Genomic DNA, 16,747 nt, shown 5'->3' with positions numbered 1-16,747 from the left:
GATCTAAGGTTGATCCTAGGTTCATTCCAGGCTATTTAACCTAGAATGAACCTAGAATGAACCTAGGATAAACCTAGGATGAACCTAGGATGAGGCCAGGATCTATCATGGATCATGCCGGGATGGTACGACCATCCGCCACCCGGCAGGCGTTTTTCAGCCGGGAAACAGACCAGTAGCCATACGGCACCTGTCGATAACAAATAGCTATAAATCAATAAGATAATACCACCCAAGGCTGGTTGGGGGGAATGCCTTGGCAGAAAGGAAATGTAATCAGGTAGCTTTCAGGTCGATGGGTTGTGCAGAGGCCCGCATGGCAGGATACCAGCCGGCCAGGAAGCCAATGACCAGTACGGTACCACTGACGAGCAGGAAGTCGTCGAGGTGCATTTCTACCGGGAACGCATCTATCAAAAACGAATCGCCACCGAGTTTAACGATGCCGAATTGCTGTTGCAGCGTAAGGAAAATAAGGGCAATGGAAAAACCGATGAGCGAGCCTATACCGGCTATGATGAGCCCTTCACTCAGGAAGATGCGGAGGATACGGTTATTAGGGCTGCCCATAGCCTTCAGGATAGTAATGTCTTTCCGCTTCTCGATCACCAGCATAGAAAGGGAGCCGATCATGTTAAAGGCGGCAATTACCAAGATAAAACTGAGAAAGATGTACACCACCCACTTCTCCATACGCATGATGATGTAAAGGGTTTGGTTTTGCTCGAACCGCGTTTGTACCCTCACTTTATCGCCGAGCAACTCCTGTAGCTGCTCTTTAATCCGTTCATCATTTGCTTTGGGTGTAATGGCTATTTCGAGGGCGGAGAGTTCGCCGGGTGCCATGCTCAGTAAACTGCGCATGAAGTTGATGTGGGTTAACACATACTTGCTGTCGAAGTCTTGTTGTATGGCGAAAGTGCCTACGGGATACAAAACACCGTTACTCAGCGCCTGTTCGGGCAAACTGAGATCGATGCCCTGGCTGCTGGCACCTTCGCGGCGGGGCACATATACGGAAACAGGCACAAGGCTATGTTCCACATCTACCCCAAGGGCTGTTTCAAGACCAATACCTACTACGGCTTTATAACTTTCTTCATCGCCGGTTTCAAACTTACCCCTGATTATCTTGGACTGAATGCCCGCCACTTTCAGGTAATTGTCATCCACCCCTTTCATTACAGCGATCGTTTGATCGCCGCCGTAACTAAGTACTGCTTTTTCTTCGATGATCTCGGTATAGTGCGCCACCCCGGGCACCTGGGCGATTTGCTTCAGTTGCGCCGGTGTTAACAGGAAGGTTTTACCACCCTCGGGCACTATTTTAAGACTGGGGTAAAAAGAGGAATAGAGCGATTTAACAAGTCCTTCAAAGCCGTTAAATACGCTTAATACAATAACAAGGGCCGCTGTACCAACGGCAATGGCGCCCACGCTTACCCAGGCAATGATATTAATAGCATTGGTAGATTTCCTTGCCCAGAAGTAACGGGATGCGAATTGCCAGATCATGCGGGTGCTTTAAGCTTTCCTTTCTTCGTCGTCTTTCTCTATCTTTTTAAATACCTCTTCCATCTTAAACACATATTCCAGCGTATCATCTACAAAGAAAGCCAGGTAAGGGATACGGCGTAATTGTTTGGCCATACGGTTGCCCAGTTCTTTCCTGATCTCACCGGTACGGTCTTGAATACTGGTCAGCATCTCCACCTGGTCCTTTATCTGGAAAAGGCTCAGGTACACACGCGCTTCCAGCAGGTCGGGGGTCATTTTAACAGAAGCGATAGATATCATCCCTCCGTTTATCACGTTCAGCCCCATACGTTGGAAAATTTGGCTAAGCTCCTGCTGCACCTGCTGTGCTACTTGTTTCTGCCTTTTTGTTTCTTGCATATTTGTCGTTTTTAATCTGAACAATAGCCTGCTCTCTATCCATTTCACTTATTGTTCAGCCACGAAATTAACCATTTCCGGCGGATTAACAGGCGCAGGCCCCAAACCGATTAAATGTAGTAATTTGCGGACTGACAAAGATTTATTGAGAATGAAAGTTTTCAGGCGGCTGCTTCAATTTGCCACTCCTCTACATCACTTTTTACCGGAATACCTGATATATACGTTCTTCGGCATCATTTTCGGCATGCTGAACTTCGCAATGCTGATACCTTTGCTGGATACGCTCTTTAAAACAAAAGACCATGCGCCGGTAACTGCAATGCCCGAATTCGCGATCGCTAACATACAGAAATACCTCACCGGTGCGTTCGAATATTACAACTGGAGCATTATCCAAAAATACGGCCCGATCGATGGGCCGGTGTACGCACTTGGTTTTGTTTGCGCCATCATTGTAGTAGCTTCGATACTCGCCAATATTGCCCGTTACATGGCTTCCCGCGTAATGGGGCGCCTTAGAATGAAGATATTGGAGCGGATGCGTAACGATGTATACACCCATCTCTCCCATCAGTCACTTGCATTTTACCATAAACGACAAAAGGGACAAATACTTTCAACACTCACCAATGATGCGCAGGAAGTAGAAAACTCTGTGGTAAACTCTATCCAGGTTTTTCTCCGCGACCCGTTCATTATCATCGGTTACTTCGTTGTATTATTCCTCATCTCCGCTAAACTCACGCTGTTCACTATCATCTTCTTCCCTTTATCCGGTGCATTGATCGGGTATATTTCGAAGAAGTTGAAAAACAAAAGCCGTTACAGCCAGGAAATGCTGGGTAAAATACTGAACGTATCTGAAGAAACGATTGGCGGTATCCGTATTGTGCAGGGTTTTACGGCCGAAGGTTTCATGCAGCGTAAGCTGGCATACATCAACCAGCAGTTCTCCCGCATCAGCAGGTCGATGTTTAATCAACGTGAAATGGCATCGCCCGTTTCGGAAGTGCTGGGTGTGGGCGTAGTGGTGATATTAGTGATGTATGGGGGCAGCATGATCCTTTCTGACCAGGGCGACGCCATTGGAGCGGCGGCATTTATTGGTTACCTGGCCTTGTATTCGCAGATCCTTCAGCCTGCGAAAAATATCTCGAACGCAGTCACCACCATGCAACGTGGCATTGTAGCGGCCGAACGCATTTACGAAGTACTCGACGAACCCATTTCTGTTACAGAGAAAGAGAATGCACAACCTGTAACTAACTTCGAAAACGCGATCTCGTACGAGAACATGTCGTTTAAATACGACGATCAGCACGAAATATTAAAGAACGTCAATCTCAATATTACGAAAGGAAAAATGGTAGCGCTTGTTGGACGAAGCGGTGCCGGTAAATCCACCATGGTAGATCTTTTACCAAGATTCTATGATGTAACCAACGGTAGTATTAAGATAGATGGAAAAGATATCCGCGACCTGAAAATGAAAGACCTTCGCCAGTTGATGGGCATTGTGTCGCAGGAAGCGATTTTGTTTAATGAAACCGTGTTTAACAACATTGCGTTCGGTCAGCCCGACGCCAACCGCGAGGCAGTAATACAGGCCGCTAAAATCGCCAATGCCCACGAATTTATTGAGCAACTGGAAAACGGTTACGATACTAATATTGGCGACCGTGGTCTTAAACTGAGTGGCGGTCAGCGCCAGCGCCTTACTATTGCCCGCGCCATCTTCAAAAACCCTCCTATTCTTATACTCGACGAAGCCACTTCGGCCCTTGATACCGAATCGGAAAAACTGGTGCAGGATGCATTGAACAACCTGATGAAGAACCGTACCAGCATTGTGATCGCACACCGTCTTTCTACTATTCAGCATGCGGATGAGATCATCGTGATGGAAAAAGGAGAGATCGTAGAACGGGGCAGGCACGATGAGTTATTAAATACAAACGGCATCTATAAAAAGCTGGTGGAAATGCAGGAATTCAAATAGTCGTAAAACACCATAAAAACTTAACAGGAACGGGGCTGCCCGTTCCTTTTTTTATACCCTCTGGTATCATTTTTGGGGCCTTGGTGCGAACCTAAAAATGTGTCTCCTATGATATCAATTGTAATACCCGTGTTGAACGAAGGAAAAACCATCAGGCAGGTAATCAGAACGCTTAGAAAAACATCCAGGAAGATAGAGATCATCGTAGTAGACGACAACTCCTCCGACAATTCGGTGGAAGAAGCTTTGAAAGAAAAAGTGCGGGTTATTACGAGCAGCCAGCGAGGCAAAGGCGTATCGATGCGTGAGGGAATGATGGCAGCAAAACATGATATCGTTGCATATGTGGACGGAGATATTCTTACCTACCCGGAAAACATCGTAGAATTACTCACCGATCCGATCGTGAATGACGAAGCAGATTTTACAAAGTCGTATTTCGAAAGGCAGGCAGGCCGCGTAACCAAACTGGTAGCCAAACCACTGCTTAGTATTTTATTCCCCGATCTCGAATATTTCCAACAACCGCTTAGTGGTATGATTGCCGCACGTAAGTCGTTTTTACGAGGTGTTAAATTCGAAAATGATTATGGGGTAGATATCGGTTTACTGATAGATATGCACCTTAGTGGTGCGCGCATATCCGAAGTAAATATAGGCCGTGTCGAAAACGCCATGCAAACCTGGGAACAACTGAGCAAGATGTCGCGCGAGGTATCGCGCACCATTCTGCACAAAGCAGAAAGTATCCCGCAGCAGAACCTGGAAACACTTGGCAATATTAATATCATTCGCGAGCAAATGGAATATTCCATTCTCGAATCGATAGACAAGCTGCAAAAGATGGTGATCTTTAATCTCGACGAAACCATCTTCCAGCAAAGTTATCTCTACCTCGCAGCAGCTGTATTTGACAGGGAAGAATCACTGGTGCAGATCCTTCATCATTACAAAGATCCCATCTCCATCCTTTCCCGCACCGCGGCGCTGTTCCAGGACCGCAACCTGGCGGAGTTGCTGGAGGTGGCAGATAGTATTCCTGTTACCGCGGATATTCGCGGAGTAGTAAAAGCATTAAAGAAACGCGGGTATGTGGTGGGCCTGGTAACCGATGGTTTTGAATGCGTGGCCAATCATATGAAAAATAAACTGGGGATGGACTTTGCCTTTGCAAACCGGCTGCATTTATTTCACAGTGTGGCTACCGGTGAAATTACGATTCCCGATTACTTCCTGCAGCACGACGGCGCTGCCGAGGCTCCGCCTGTTTATAACCGTAGTCACTTACTGGAATATGTGCGTACTAAATATCATATCCCTGCGCAGAACGTAATATTTGTAGGCAATGGTACCATGGACATCGACATGTTACGCGAATCGGGAATAGGTGTTGCGTTTGATCCACAGGATGAGGAAGTATGCGCAGTAGCAGATAAAATTATCAGGGGCGGGCAGTTGGCTCCGTTACTGGATATTGCGCAGGCATCCCCCGAAAAAACAGCACAAAAATGGAGCGATCGAAAGAGTTTGCGGAGAATAGGTGTTGGTAGCCTGATTGGCTTAGCCACTGCGGGACTATTATACCTGGCGGTAAAATCGCTGGGAAGTGCGAAGGAGCCGCAGCCCTGTTAATAAACCTAAAAGGCCACCTGCAAGCAGGTGGCCTTTTCAATAGAAGTTCAGAATAAATTACTTGCTCTTGGCCAGTTTCGCTTCGATGCTTAATGTAGCATGCGGAACAGCTTTAAGACGAGCCTTATCGATAAGTTTACCGGTTACGCGGCAAATTCCGTAAGTTTTGTTCTCAATACGCATAAGCGCTTTTTCGAGGTGATCGATGAACTGGATCTGGCGGGAAGCCATTTGGTTAAGCTGCTCACGTTCCTGGGAGCCGCTGCCATCTTCCATGCTCATGTACTTGTTCTCAGTATCATCAGTACCAGCTTCGTCTTTGCGGGTAATAAGACCCTGGAGGTAAACCAGTTCTTTTTTAGCGGCATCAACTTTCTTCATGATGATTTCCTTAAACTCACCCAATTCTGAGTCGCTGTAACGGTAAACGGGACCTACAGCAGCATCAGGTTGGTCCAGTACAGACTTTGTGAATTCAGGTTGATAAGAAACAGTTTGCATCACCGTTTTGGTGCTAGCCTTCGCTTCGGCAGCCCTTGAAGAGGCTGGCCTTACAGTGGCACGCACTACCGGCTTTTCAACTGGCTTAACGGCTTCTACCGGCTTTGCTTTGCTTGTTGTTTCTTTCTCCTTTTTCTCCTGTACAACTTTCTTTGCTGGCATATCTTCTTTTTCTACGGGTTTAGAAATTACCGGTTTTGAAGTTTTCACTGCCGGAATGCTTTTTATCGATGGTTTCTGCGGGACGGCAGGAACCTTTTTAATTGCTGGTGCCTTGGCAACAGGTGCTGTTTTCTTAGCAACTACCGGGCCTTTCTTAGCAACTGCAGAAGCGGTACTTTTAGCAGCTCGTTTTGCTGCCGGTAAAGGCTTTGCGGCTGCCTTTTTAGGAGCCGGCTTAACCGGAGCAGCTTTTTTGGCTACCGGTTTTGCGGCTGCCTTTTTCGGCGCGGCTGTAGTTTTAGCTTTTGCAGGAGCAGCTTTCTTTGCAGGAGCAGGCTTCACTGCGGCTTTTTTAGCCACAGGTGCAGGCTTGGCGACAGTTTTTTTAGCCGGAGCTACTTTCTTGGTAGTTTTACTAGCAACCTTCTTTTTTGTTGCCATGGGGACTAGCTTTTTTTGTTAACTAATACATTAAATTTTAATTCGTTAACTTCAACTTCTGTTCCTTCCTGTAATTGCGGCACTATTTCCAAGCTATCTGCCAAAATTTCCGTGCAAATATAGTTATTAAAGTTAAGAATCGCTGTTTTGAGCTCCTCCGGAGCAGCCACCGTCACCTCTATCCTGTCCGTAAGTTCAAAGCCACTGTCCTTCCGGATTTTCTGTATCCGGTTAACGAGCTCTCGGGCGTTTCCTTCGTCCTGTAATTCGGGTGTAATGGTAATATCAAGGGCAACCGTAAGTGGTCCTTTGTTGGCTACCGTCCATCCGGGAATGTCTTCAGAGATTATCTCTACATCAGACAGCGAGATCGATACTCGTTCATTATCAACGATTAAGCCAAACTCACCTGTTTTTTCAATCGTGGCTATGTCATGTTGGGTAAATTGGGCAATGGCGTTTGCTACTGCTTTCATTTTGGCGCCCATCTTGCTGCCCAATGTCTTGAAGTTTGCCTTAATCTTTTTCTTGATAAAGCCCTCGGTTTCGGTAAGATACTCAATACTTTTTACATTCACTTCACTTTTTATCAAGTGTTCTATCAACTGAACCTGCTGTTGCATATGAGGGTCCAGTACCGGTATCAGGATCTTCTGCAGCGGCTGCCTTACCTTAAGATTGGTTTTCTTACGCAGGCTCAACACCAGTGATGAGATATCCTGGGCCAGCTGCATCCGCTCCTCCAGTTCCGGGTCCACTGCCTTTTCATCTGCTTTCGGGAAAGCGGTAAGATGTACAGACGCCGCTTTAACACGGTTGCTGACACTGTTCAGGTTACCGAACATCCAGTCGGCAAAAAATGGCGATACGGGGGCCATCATCTGCACTATTTTCTCTAAACACTCATATAAGGTCTGGTAAGCGCTGATTTTGTCCTGGTTATACTCCCCTTTCCAGAAACGGCGACGGCAAAGGCGCACGTACCAGTTGCTAAGGTGTTCATCTACAAACTCTTGTATAGCACGGCCGGCCTGGGTAGGCTCGTAATCATCGAAGCTCGTATTTACTTTCTTCACCAGGGTATTGAGCAGGGAAATGATCCAACGGTCGATTTCCGGACGCTCTTCCAGCGGAACGTACTGCTCGGCAAAACTGAATTTGTCGAGGTTGGCGTACATCGCGAAGAAGTTATAGGTATTATATAATGTAGAGAAGATCTTACGCTGCGCTTCTTTGATCCCTTCGGCATCAAACTTCACACTGTCCCATGGGGAAGCGTTGGTGATCAGGTACCAGCGGGTAGCGTCGGCGCCCATTTTCTCGATGGTGTCGAATGGGTCTACGATGTTACCCAGCCGTTTACTCATCTTCACTCCATTTTTGTCGAGTACCAAACCATTGGAAACAACGGTTTTATAGGCTACGCTATCGAACAGCATTACACCGAGCGCATGCAACGTGTAAAACCATCCACGGGTCTGATCCACACCTTCGGCAATAAAATCAGCAGGGAACGCTTTTGCAGGTGCGTCCACCATATCTTTATTTTCGAATGGATAGTGCCATTGTGCGTAGGGCATAGCACCGCTGTCAAACCAAACATCTACCAGGTCAGGCTCGCGTTTCATGGGTTTGCCAGATGGGCTCACCAGGATAATATCGTCTACATAAGGCTTGTGCAGATCAAGAATGCCTTCGTGGAGGTAATGCGTATTCACATCGCCGCCCAGCACTTCACTGGCTTTACGTATCTCTTTATTTAACTCTTCTATACTGCCGATACAGATCTCTTCGCTGCCGTCTTCTGTACGCCAGATAGGTAAAGGCGTACCCCAGTAACGGCTGCGGCTCAGGTTCCAGTCCACCATATTCTCCAGCCAGTTACCAAAACGGCCGGTACCGGTAGAAGCAGGTTTCCAGTTGATGGTTTTGTTCAGCTCCACCATCCTGTCTTTAACCGCGGTGGTTTTTATAAACCAGGCGTCCAGCGGGTAGTACAGTACGGGTTTATCGGTACGCCAGCAGTGCGGGTAGGTATGTTCATACTTCTCTACTTTAAAGGCGCGGTTTTCTTGTTTCAGTTTGATGGCGATGTCTACATCCACCTCTTTATATTCCGGGTCGCTCTTATAATTCTTTACATAGCGGCCGGAAAACTCACCCACGTTATCCGTGAATTTACCCTGGCGGTCAACCAGTGTAAGGATGCCGATACCGTATTTCTTACCCACGCGGTTATCATCCGCACCAAAAGCCGGCGCGGTATGCACGATACCCGTACCATCTTCCGTGGTTACGAAATCGCCGATCAGCACACGGAAAGGGTCACCTTCCTCGGGCTGGGCATAGGGGAACAGTTGCTCGTAGCGCAGATTTTCAAGCTGGCTCCCCGTAAAAGAACTGAGGATAGTCCAGGGGATGAGTTTATCTCCTTCTTTATATTCACCGAAATCCGCATTCTCCGCCTCCGGTTTGAAATACTTGCCGAGCAGGGCTTTGGCAATTATCACATTGATGGGCTGGTAGGTATACTGGTTGAATGTTTTAACCAATACATATTCTATTTTAGCCCCAACAGTCAAGCCCAGGTTGGAAGGCAGCGTCCAGGGGGTGGTGGTCCAGGCCAGGAAATATACCTGGTCGTTACCCGCCGCATCGAACAGGAATTTCGATTCATCCGACTGAACAGCCTTAAACATCGCTACGATCGTGGTATCCTTCACATCTTTATAGGTACCGGGCATGTTCAGTTCGGCAGAACTTAAACCTGTACCTGCAGCCGGTGAATATGGCTGGATACTTACACTTTTATAAAGGAAACCCTTTTTGTAGAGCGTTTGCAGCGCCCACCAGAGGCTTTCTATATAGTTATTCTCAAATGTTACGTAAGGTTTCTCAAGATCTACCCAATAACCCATTTTATGGGTCAGTTCGTCCCATTTGTCCTTAAACTTGAGTACCTCGCGGCGGCAGGTTTCATTATAATCCGCGATAGATATCTTTTTACCGATATCTTCTTTAGTAATGCCCAGCATTCTTTCCACGCCAATTTCCACTGGCAGGCCGTGGGTATCCCAACCGCCCTTACGTTTCACCTGGAAACCCTGCATGGTTTTATAGCGGCAAACCAGGTCCTTCACTGCACGGGAAATTACGTGGTGAATACCAGGCATGCCATTAGCGCTTGGAGGGCCTTCGTAGAACACGAAAGGAACGGCGCCTTCACGCTCATCTATACTTTTTTCGAATATCTGGTGCTGTTCCCACTGTTGAAGTATTTCTCTTTCTATCTGTGGTAAATTCAATTGGCTATATTCCTGGTACTTGCTGGACATAAACAATCCCCTTGCCTTTGTTGTTATTGGATAATGTAAAAGATTGCAAAGTTACAAAATACGCGCGTATTGCCAGATAACCAGTTTTTTGGGAGAAATTGGAGGATTTTTAATAATTTTGGTTGAAATTTTGCGTAATTTACAATAATTAAGTGTTAAGTTTCGTTTTTGGCATTGTTTTCGCTTAGTGTTTTAGAGTTACAGCTAAGCAATTTAACCATACAAACACCATGTCTTTATGAAAAGAGTAACCTTAATTATTTGTGCTGCCTTGCTGTCTTCAGGCATGGCTTTTGCACAACAAAAGAAATCGCCGAAAAAAACAACGAAAGTTGCTGTAAAGAAAGTTGAGGCCCCTGAAAATGTTAAAACTGCTTTTCAACAAAACTTTACTGGGTCTTCCGACGTTATATGGACGAAATCAAGTTCAGGTAACTGGATCGCTAATTTCAATAATGCAGAAGTGAAAACATCTGCAGAATATGGTGGAGAGGGAAACTGGGTAGCAACCAGAACTGAGTTTGGAACTAATATTCCGGAAGGAGTTAGTTCAACGCTAAAGAACAAATATCCCGCTGCGGTTGTTAAAGAAGGATGGAAGATAGAGAGATCGGACGTAGCGGCATATTACAAAATCAGCATCGATGATAATGGCGCAGCAAAAACAGTTTTGCTGAACGAAGCCGGAACAATCACCGAGTAAGATTTTTCAACAACGTATTTCATAGGTATAGGGATAAATAGGACAGACCCTGCTCTTTTGGGCGGGGTTTTCTTTTTGTGTTAACTCAAGACTTATTACATACTCACGGCTTGCCTGGTTGGCAGGCCTTTTACATTTTGTCAGCACGCCAGACATCTTTGCACGTACAATTGCTGTGATATTGCGGGCGATTAATAAACAGCCCAATAGTGAACTTACTGATGAAGAGTGTGACACAACGGCGGCCGACCAAAGGGCTACTGCCCGTACCATGATCATATTACCTACTATCTGAACGGCTGTTAGTACGGCTAAATATGGCAATGCTATCGGCTTACCTGCATGATAGGCTGTGCCTTGCGAAATCCCAACTTCTTTGCCCGTACTAACATACGCTGGCACACACTGTTTTACTGATGCGAAGACTGCGCAAGAGGATCGCTTCGTTCCTCGCGATGACGGTCAGGGTGATGCCCGCTAACGCGGCACACAATAGAAGAATTAGGCATCCTTAGGGGGCTTTCGCTGTAATAACATGTGGTACGGAGTACAAACCTAAAAGTCACTCACTTCAGCGACAGCAACAACATGAGCAATAATCGATTTGCGGTAAATAAATCTAAAGATCACTTTTTAAAAAGGGCATAAAAAAAGCCGTCCCGGCAATGCGGGACGGCTTGTGCAAATTACGGTGGAAAAACTTAAAGACCCGGCAATGCAATTTAAGGTCAAATGGTGTTTGATGTGCATTGCCGTTTAATAATGGCTTTACTATCGTCTTAAAGCTTTTCCTTTTTTAAGGTCAAATCTGATAAGGAAGCTTATGATAAAATCGGGATAGATATCCTTCGATCGTGATACAAAGGAACATCAAATGCCCGAAGAGTAGTTTCGAAATCGGGAAAAGAAAAGATCGTATCCGGAAAAATGAAAATGTCCCGGCTAGCGGGACATTTAATATACTGGTAATCAATATAATATTATCTTAAAAGCAATTCGCAGGGTTTAAGGCCGGTGTGCTTTTTAAAGGCGGTAGAGAAGTGGGAGATGCAGGAATAACCCATCATGATAGCTACTTCAGATACGGATAGTCCTTTTTCATACAACAAGCCCTTCGCTTTCTCCATTCTTTCTTTCTGGAAGTAGTCATAAATAGTAGTACCGTAAGTGGCCTTAAAACCTTTCTTCAGGTAACATTCGTTCATGGCAATACGACGGGCCAGTTCACGTATCGTGATTGGCGCATCCAACTGCTCCAGCAGGATATCGCGGGCTTTGGTGATCTTCTCACGGTCTTCCATATGCGTAAGGAAGCGGCAGCCATAACGTTCGTCCGTATCGTTCTGAATAAACTGGTCGGAACTGAACAGCAGGAGCTCGAGCGCCTTACTTTGCAGGAAGATATTTTTCAGGATACCTTCGTAATTATGATGCACCATTTGCTCTAACACCTTTTTAGATTTGGTGCAGGGTGCAATCGTTTTAACGAATGGTTTCTTTGATTGTAATTCGAAAAGAGTAGAGTTGGAATTTCCCTTTTGCAGTGTTTGAATGAAACCGGGTTGGAAACGCACAGTAATCATATCTACAGAAGGCACCCGTTCGTTACAGGTTTCCTTATCGTGTTTGTTGCCACCGGCGCATACCTGGTCGGTACAGCCTGGGTTAGTACAGTACTTACTGCCGGCCACGCAATAGCGCAACTCTATCGCAGCAGACTGTCCCCTTTTTGCAGGCTGGTAAACCACCATTGCCACATCTTCTACCGGTAAAGGCCTGTCGTATGTAAACCGTTGTAATGTAAAATCAAGGCAATCAGGAACAGCCACTGCATCCGACTCGGCCAGCTTAAGCTGATCGTGCATGGCTGGCTGCTGGATTGCGAGCATTAATATGTCCTGTAGTTCTTTCATCTGTTAAAGCGAAGCAAAAATACAGAATCACGGGTTAACATTTGGCGGTTTGACACTCACCTTACAATATAGCGGTCACCTGCAAGTAACCACGATTGATTATCAATATATAAATACATTAACTAAATACCACATTTACACCTCAAAGTGCAGAGTTCCCCGCTTGGTATGGATTTAGTACAACATATAGTCTACCAATTTGTCGTACATGAAAAAGTTCCTTAAAGTGGCGTTGATTACCCTGGCTGTGCTGATAGTCGCGGTGGTTATTACGGGCATTTACCTGAACAATCACTGGAAGCGTATTCTCAATAAGGAGTTGAAGATTTACGTGCAGAAAGCCACTGATAGTCTTTACCATCTTAGCTATACCGATATAGATATGAACGTGCTTACCGGTAACGTGAGCATTGCCAATGCAGAATTGCGGCCCGATAGCCTACGTTACCGTCAGCTGCAGGCCGAACAACGGGCTACCGAGGCCGTATTCTCGCTCAAAGTACCGGTATTGGAGGTAAGGGGTGTGAAGATATTCCGCTATCTGAGGAAACATGAGATCGCCATCGGTTCGCTGGTATTGCGCGACCCGGAAATAACGATGGTGCGCGACGCCAACAGCGTGGACACAAGCGTTAAAAAGGGCATGGATAAGATTCAGGGACTTAGTTTGGGCAGGATAGACCTTTCAAACATTACCTTTTTAATGACCGACATCAGGAAAGACAGTGTTCGGGTGCTTACAAAATACACCGAAGTGGATGTTCGGGTACGCGATCTTCAAATAGACTCCCTCTCTGCCAAAGACCCCGACAGGTTCTTCTATGCACGGGAATTTGACGTCGATCTTAAAAAATACGACTTCCGAACGCCGGACAGCCTGTACTGGCTGCACGTAAAGGATGTGAAATACCGGGCCGCAGCCCAGGAACTGTCTGTAGCGCAGGCAGTACTGGAGCCGCGCTACAGCAGGGCCGAACAGGATAAAAGAGTAGGTGTACAGAAAGACAGGTTCGATATAAAATTTGACAGCATTACCGCGCAGGGCTTTAAACCGCAAAACCTGATGCAGGGCCAGGTTTTCATTTCGATGCTGCGTATCAAGAGCGGGAAACTGGACGTTTACCGTAACAGAACCCTCCCTATGCCGCCCGGCAACAAACTGGGATCTTTCCCCAACCAGATGATACTGAAGCTGAAACTGCCGTTGCGCCTGGATACGCTTAAGCCTGGCAGCGTAGACATTACTTATACAGAGTTGAACCCGAAGTCCAGGAAGCTGGGAACCGTGAAATTCCTGGATGCCGGCGGCACCCTTACCAACATTACAAATGTAGATACGGTAATTGCACGTAATAAGAGCATGGTGGCCGATTTACATGCCAAAGTAATGCAAAGCGGACCGTTAAAAACGCGGTTCGAGTTTATGCTGGATGATAGTTCAGGCGCTTTTAACATAACAGGTCATATGGGTGCTATGGACGCTGCCAAAGAGTTTACCCCTGTAGTACGTGGAATGGCAAAGGTGGAGATAAAATCCTGCAATGTGAAGTCGGTCGACTTCGACATTAAAGGAAATGAGATGAGTGCAAAAGGTGTGGTGAAATTTATTTATAGCGATCTGAAGATCAATGTAATGGAAGAGGACGAGGATACCAAAAAGCTGAAAAAGAAGGGGTTTAAATCGATGCTGGCCAATATCATTGCCATTAAACAGGATAACCCTGCACGCGGCGAAGCCGCCAGGGTGGCCTATCCCACTAATCAAAGAGACATTAAAAAGTCGTTTTTCAACCTGGTATGGAAGAACCTCTCTAAGGGGTTGATGGAGATCGCCGCAACCGACGCCATCCAGGCTTTATAATCACAACTTTTCAACATTTCCGCAAAAGCACTGTTTTCGGGCATCTTGACTGCTCAGAAACAGTGCTTTTTTTATGGAAATCAGCTTGATTTAGCTTATTTTTGCCTGATTCTCGACTGTTTTGTTAAAAAAAGAATTTCATCAAAAAATATGAGTGAAGAATTAGTGAAAGCTCCTACCCCAAACAGCGGCTACGACGCGGGTAGTATTCAGGTTTTAGAAGGATTGGAAGCAGTGCGGAAAAGACCAGCTATGTACATTGGTGATATAGGCGTTAAAGGCTTACACCACCTCGTATACGAAGTAGTTGACAACTCCATAGATGAAGCCCTCGCAGGATACTGCAAAAATATAGAAGTTAATATTCTTGAAGATAACTCGATCCGCGTGTCAGACGATGGTCGTGGTATTCCTACCGGTATGCACCCGAAAGAAGGCCGCTCGGCCCTCGAAGTTGTAATGACAGTGCTGCACGCCGGTGGTAAATTCGACAAGAATACATATAAGGTATCCGGCGGTTTGCACGGTGTGGGTGTAAGTTGTGTGAACGCACTTAGCGCTGTACTGAACGTAACCGTTAACCGCGAAGGCAAAACCTTCGAGCAGGAATACCGCCAGGGTACTCCCCAATACCCCGTTCGCGAAATTGGTGTGAGCGAGCTTACCGGTACTACCGTGCATTTTAAGCCAGACGACGAGATATTTAAAGAAAGGACCTATAACCGCGAAATACTCGCAGGCCGCTTACGCGAACTGGCCTACCTGAACCGCAAGATCAGGATCGTGCTTACCGACGAGCGTGAGCTTGACGAAAACGGCGCCCCTGTTTCCGAAGTGTTCTACAGCGAAGGTGGTATCGTAGAATTCGTTGAAATGCTGGATAAAAACGGCCGTCGTAATGGTTTGCTGCCTTCTCCTATTTATGTAGAAACAGTGGATGCTGGTTCTAACGTAGCGGTGGAAGTAGCCCTCGTATACAACGATTCCTTCAACGAACATATCTTCTCTTACGTAAACAACATCAACACCATCGAAGGTGGTACGCACGTTGCGGGTTTCCGCCGCGCTATTACCCGCGTGTTTAAAGCTTACGGCGATAAGAACAAGATGTTCGAAAAAACCAAGATCGAGGTAACCGGCGATGACTTCCGTGAAGGATTAAGCGCCGTTATCAGTGTTAAGGTCCCTGAACCACAGTTCGAAGGTCAGACCAAAACCAAACTCGGTAACTCCGATGTTATGGGTGTGGTAGACAGTGCGGTGGCACAGGTAATTGACCATTACCTCGAAGAGCATCCTAAAGAAGCGAAGATCATTATTAATAAAGTGGTACTGGCTGCACAGGCGCGCGAAGCTGCCCGTAAAGCCCGCCAGCTCGTACAGCGTAAAAGCGTTATGAGCGGAAGCGGCCTGCCGGGCAAACTGGCCGACTGCTCCGATAACGATCCTAAAAAATGTGAACTGTACCTTGTCGAAGGAGACTCGGCGGGTGGTACTGCCAAGCAGGGCCGCAACCGTAACTTCCAGGCCATCCTGCCACTGCGTGGTAAGATCCTGAACGTGGAGAAGGCAATGGAACACAAGATTTATGAGAACGAGGAGATCAAAAACATCTTTACCGCCCTTGGCGTAACCATCGGTACAGAAGAAGATGATAAGGCCCTCAACCTCAGCAAACTCCGTTATCACAAGCTGATTATCATGACGGATGCCGACGTGGACGGAAGCCACATCGCCACCCTGATATTAACTTTCGTGTTCCGTTATATGAAAGACCTGGTAGACCAGGGTTACGTATACATTGCACAACCACCACTGTACCTTGTTAAGAAAGGTAAAGAACAGGAATACGCCTGGACGGAAGAACAGCGTAAAGCAGCAGTAGCAAGACTTGCAGGCGGCGGTAAAGAAGATAGTGTGAACATCCAGCGTTATAAAGGTTTGGGTGAGATGAATGCCGAGCAGCTGTGGGATACCACCATGGACCCGGGAACACGTACGCTGAAGCAGGTGACCATCGAAAGCGCTGCCGAAGCCGACCGCGTATTCAGCATGCTAATGGGCGACGAGGTTCCTCCACGCCGAGAATTCATCGAATCGCACGCTAAGTATGCGAAAATTGACGCTTAATTGTGTTTTTAAAATGATATTTTAGACGAAAGGGCTGGCTTTATGTGGCCGTTGCACAACAGTTAGTTTAAATGGCTGAATAATCAAATTTGCTAGGCAAATGGTTATTCAGCCATTTGCTTTTAAGCCTCTTCAGATTTTGTGTTATGGCTTGTACGATGGCGCTATAGC

The 16,747-nt window shown here is 46.5% G+C and carries 11 protein-coding genes; 6 read left to right on the top strand and 5 right to left on the bottom strand.

Annotation, left to right across the window (positions count from 1 at the left end; translation table 11 throughout):
* Window positions 1-276: 276 nt before the first annotated feature.
* Both QZT80_RS08090 and rbfA read right to left on the bottom strand, forming a co-directional pair.
* On the bottom strand, window positions 277-1,515 hold the full coding sequence (locus tag QZT80_RS08090; protein ID WP_295120300.1) for an FtsX-like permease family protein: 1,239 nt from the start codon (window positions 1,513-1,515) through the stop codon (window positions 277-279).
* A gap of 9 nt (window positions 1,516-1,524) precedes the next feature.
* Window positions 1,525-1,896 carry a 30S ribosome-binding factor RbfA gene (rbfA, locus tag QZT80_RS08085; RefSeq protein WP_295120297.1) on the bottom strand — a complete coding sequence of 124 codons (372 nt, stop codon included), beginning with the start codon at window positions 1,894-1,896 and terminating at the stop codon, window positions 1,525-1,527.
* Window positions 1,897-2,047: 151 nt separating this feature from the next.
* Between rbfA and QZT80_RS08080 the strand changes: the two genes are divergently transcribed.
* On the top strand, window positions 2,048-3,898 hold the full coding sequence (locus QZT80_RS08080; RefSeq protein WP_295120294.1) for an ABC transporter ATP-binding protein: 1,851 nt from the start codon (window positions 2,048-2,050) through the stop codon (window positions 3,896-3,898).
* 108 nt (window positions 3,899-4,006) lie between these two features.
* Window positions 4,007-5,530: a glycosyltransferase gene (locus QZT80_RS08075; protein ID WP_295120292.1), complete on the top strand. Its 1,524-nt coding sequence runs from the start codon at window positions 4,007-4,009 to the stop codon at window positions 5,528-5,530.
* A 57-nt stretch (window positions 5,531-5,587) separates the two neighbouring features.
* Here the strand turns inward: QZT80_RS08075 and QZT80_RS08070 are convergent, their stop codons facing one another.
* Window positions 5,588-6,241 carry a TraR/DksA C4-type zinc finger protein gene (locus QZT80_RS08070; protein WP_295120290.1) on the bottom strand — a complete coding sequence of 218 codons (654 nt, stop codon included), beginning with the start codon at window positions 6,239-6,241 and terminating at the stop codon, window positions 5,588-5,590.
* Between the two features lie 7 nt (window positions 6,242-6,248).
* Between QZT80_RS08070 and QZT80_RS08065 the strand changes: the two genes are divergently transcribed.
* A complete protein-coding gene (locus tag QZT80_RS08065; protein WP_295120287.1) occupies window positions 6,249-6,656 on the top strand; it encodes a hypothetical protein in 408 nt (135 codons plus the stop codon).
* Here QZT80_RS08065 and ileS read toward each other — a convergent pair.
* Window positions 6,640-9,969: an isoleucine--tRNA ligase gene (gene ileS, locus QZT80_RS08060; protein WP_295120285.1), complete on the bottom strand. Its 3,330-nt coding sequence runs from the start codon at window positions 9,967-9,969 to the stop codon at window positions 6,640-6,642. The two genes, QZT80_RS08065 and ileS, sit on opposite strands and share 17 nt — an antisense overlap.
* A gap of 238 nt (window positions 9,970-10,207) precedes the next feature.
* On the opposite strand from ileS, the gene QZT80_RS08055 reads away from it, so the two are divergent.
* Window positions 10,208-10,672 carry a hypothetical protein gene (locus tag QZT80_RS08055; protein ID WP_295120282.1) on the top strand — a complete coding sequence of 155 codons (465 nt, stop codon included), beginning with the start codon at window positions 10,208-10,210 and terminating at the stop codon, window positions 10,670-10,672.
* Window positions 10,673-11,652: 980 nt separating this feature from the next.
* Here QZT80_RS08055 and QZT80_RS08050 read toward each other — a convergent pair.
* Window positions 11,653-12,585: an AraC family transcriptional regulator gene (locus QZT80_RS08050; protein WP_295120279.1), complete on the bottom strand. Its 933-nt coding sequence runs from the start codon at window positions 12,583-12,585 to the stop codon at window positions 11,653-11,655.
* 208 nt (window positions 12,586-12,793) lie between these two features.
* Here QZT80_RS08050 and QZT80_RS08045 point away from each other — a divergent pair, with 208 nt between their 5' ends.
* Both QZT80_RS08045 and gyrB read left to right on the top strand, forming a co-directional pair.
* A complete protein-coding gene (locus QZT80_RS08045; protein ID WP_295120268.1) occupies window positions 12,794-14,446 on the top strand; it encodes a hypothetical protein in 1,653 nt (550 codons plus the stop codon).
* A gap of 150 nt (window positions 14,447-14,596) precedes the next feature.
* A complete protein-coding gene (gene gyrB, locus QZT80_RS08040) occupies window positions 14,597-16,576 on the top strand; it encodes a DNA topoisomerase (ATP-hydrolyzing) subunit B (RefSeq protein WP_295120265.1) in 1,980 nt (659 codons plus the stop codon).
* The last annotated feature ends 171 nt before the right edge of the window (window positions 16,577-16,747 follow it).

This window comes from uncultured Chitinophaga sp., from assembly GCF_902168175.1.
Lineage (GTDB): Bacteria > Bacteroidota > Bacteroidia > Chitinophagales > Chitinophagaceae > Chitinophaga.
Note: the sequence above shows the minus strand (reverse complement) of the source record. Positions and strands in the feature narration are given on the sequence as shown.

Bases quoted from the DNA above. Each gene is read 5' to 3' on its own strand.
- QZT80_RS08045 (WP_295120268.1), top strand. From the start codon at position 12,794: ATGAAAAAGTTCCTTAAAGTGGCGTTGATTACCCTGGCTGTGCTGATA.
- QZT80_RS08090 (WP_295120300.1), bottom strand. From the start codon at position 1,515: ATGATCTGGCAATTCGCATCCCGTTACTTCTGGGCAAGGAAATCTACC.
- gyrB (WP_295120265.1), top strand. From the start codon at position 14,597: ATGAGTGAAGAATTAGTGAAAGCTCCTACCCCAAACAGCGGCTACGAC.
- QZT80_RS08080 (WP_295120294.1), top strand. From the start codon at position 2,048: ATGAAAGTTTTCAGGCGGCTGCTTCAATTTGCCACTCCTCTACATCAC.
- QZT80_RS08075 (WP_295120292.1), top strand. From the start codon at position 4,007: ATGATATCAATTGTAATACCCGTGTTGAACGAAGGAAAAACCATCAGG.
- QZT80_RS08065 (WP_295120287.1), top strand. From the start codon at position 6,249: ATGCTTTTTATCGATGGTTTCTGCGGGACGGCAGGAACCTTTTTAATT.
- QZT80_RS08055 (WP_295120282.1), top strand. From the start codon at position 10,208: ATGAAAAGAGTAACCTTAATTATTTGTGCTGCCTTGCTGTCTTCAGGC.
- rbfA (WP_295120297.1), bottom strand. From the start codon at position 1,896: ATGCAAGAAACAAAAAGGCAGAAACAAGTAGCACAGCAGGTGCAGCAG.
- ileS (WP_295120285.1), bottom strand. From the start codon at position 9,969: ATGTCCAGCAAGTACCAGGAATATAGCCAATTGAATTTACCACAGATA.
- QZT80_RS08050 (WP_295120279.1), bottom strand. From the start codon at position 12,585: ATGAAAGAACTACAGGACATATTAATGCTCGCAATCCAGCAGCCAGCC.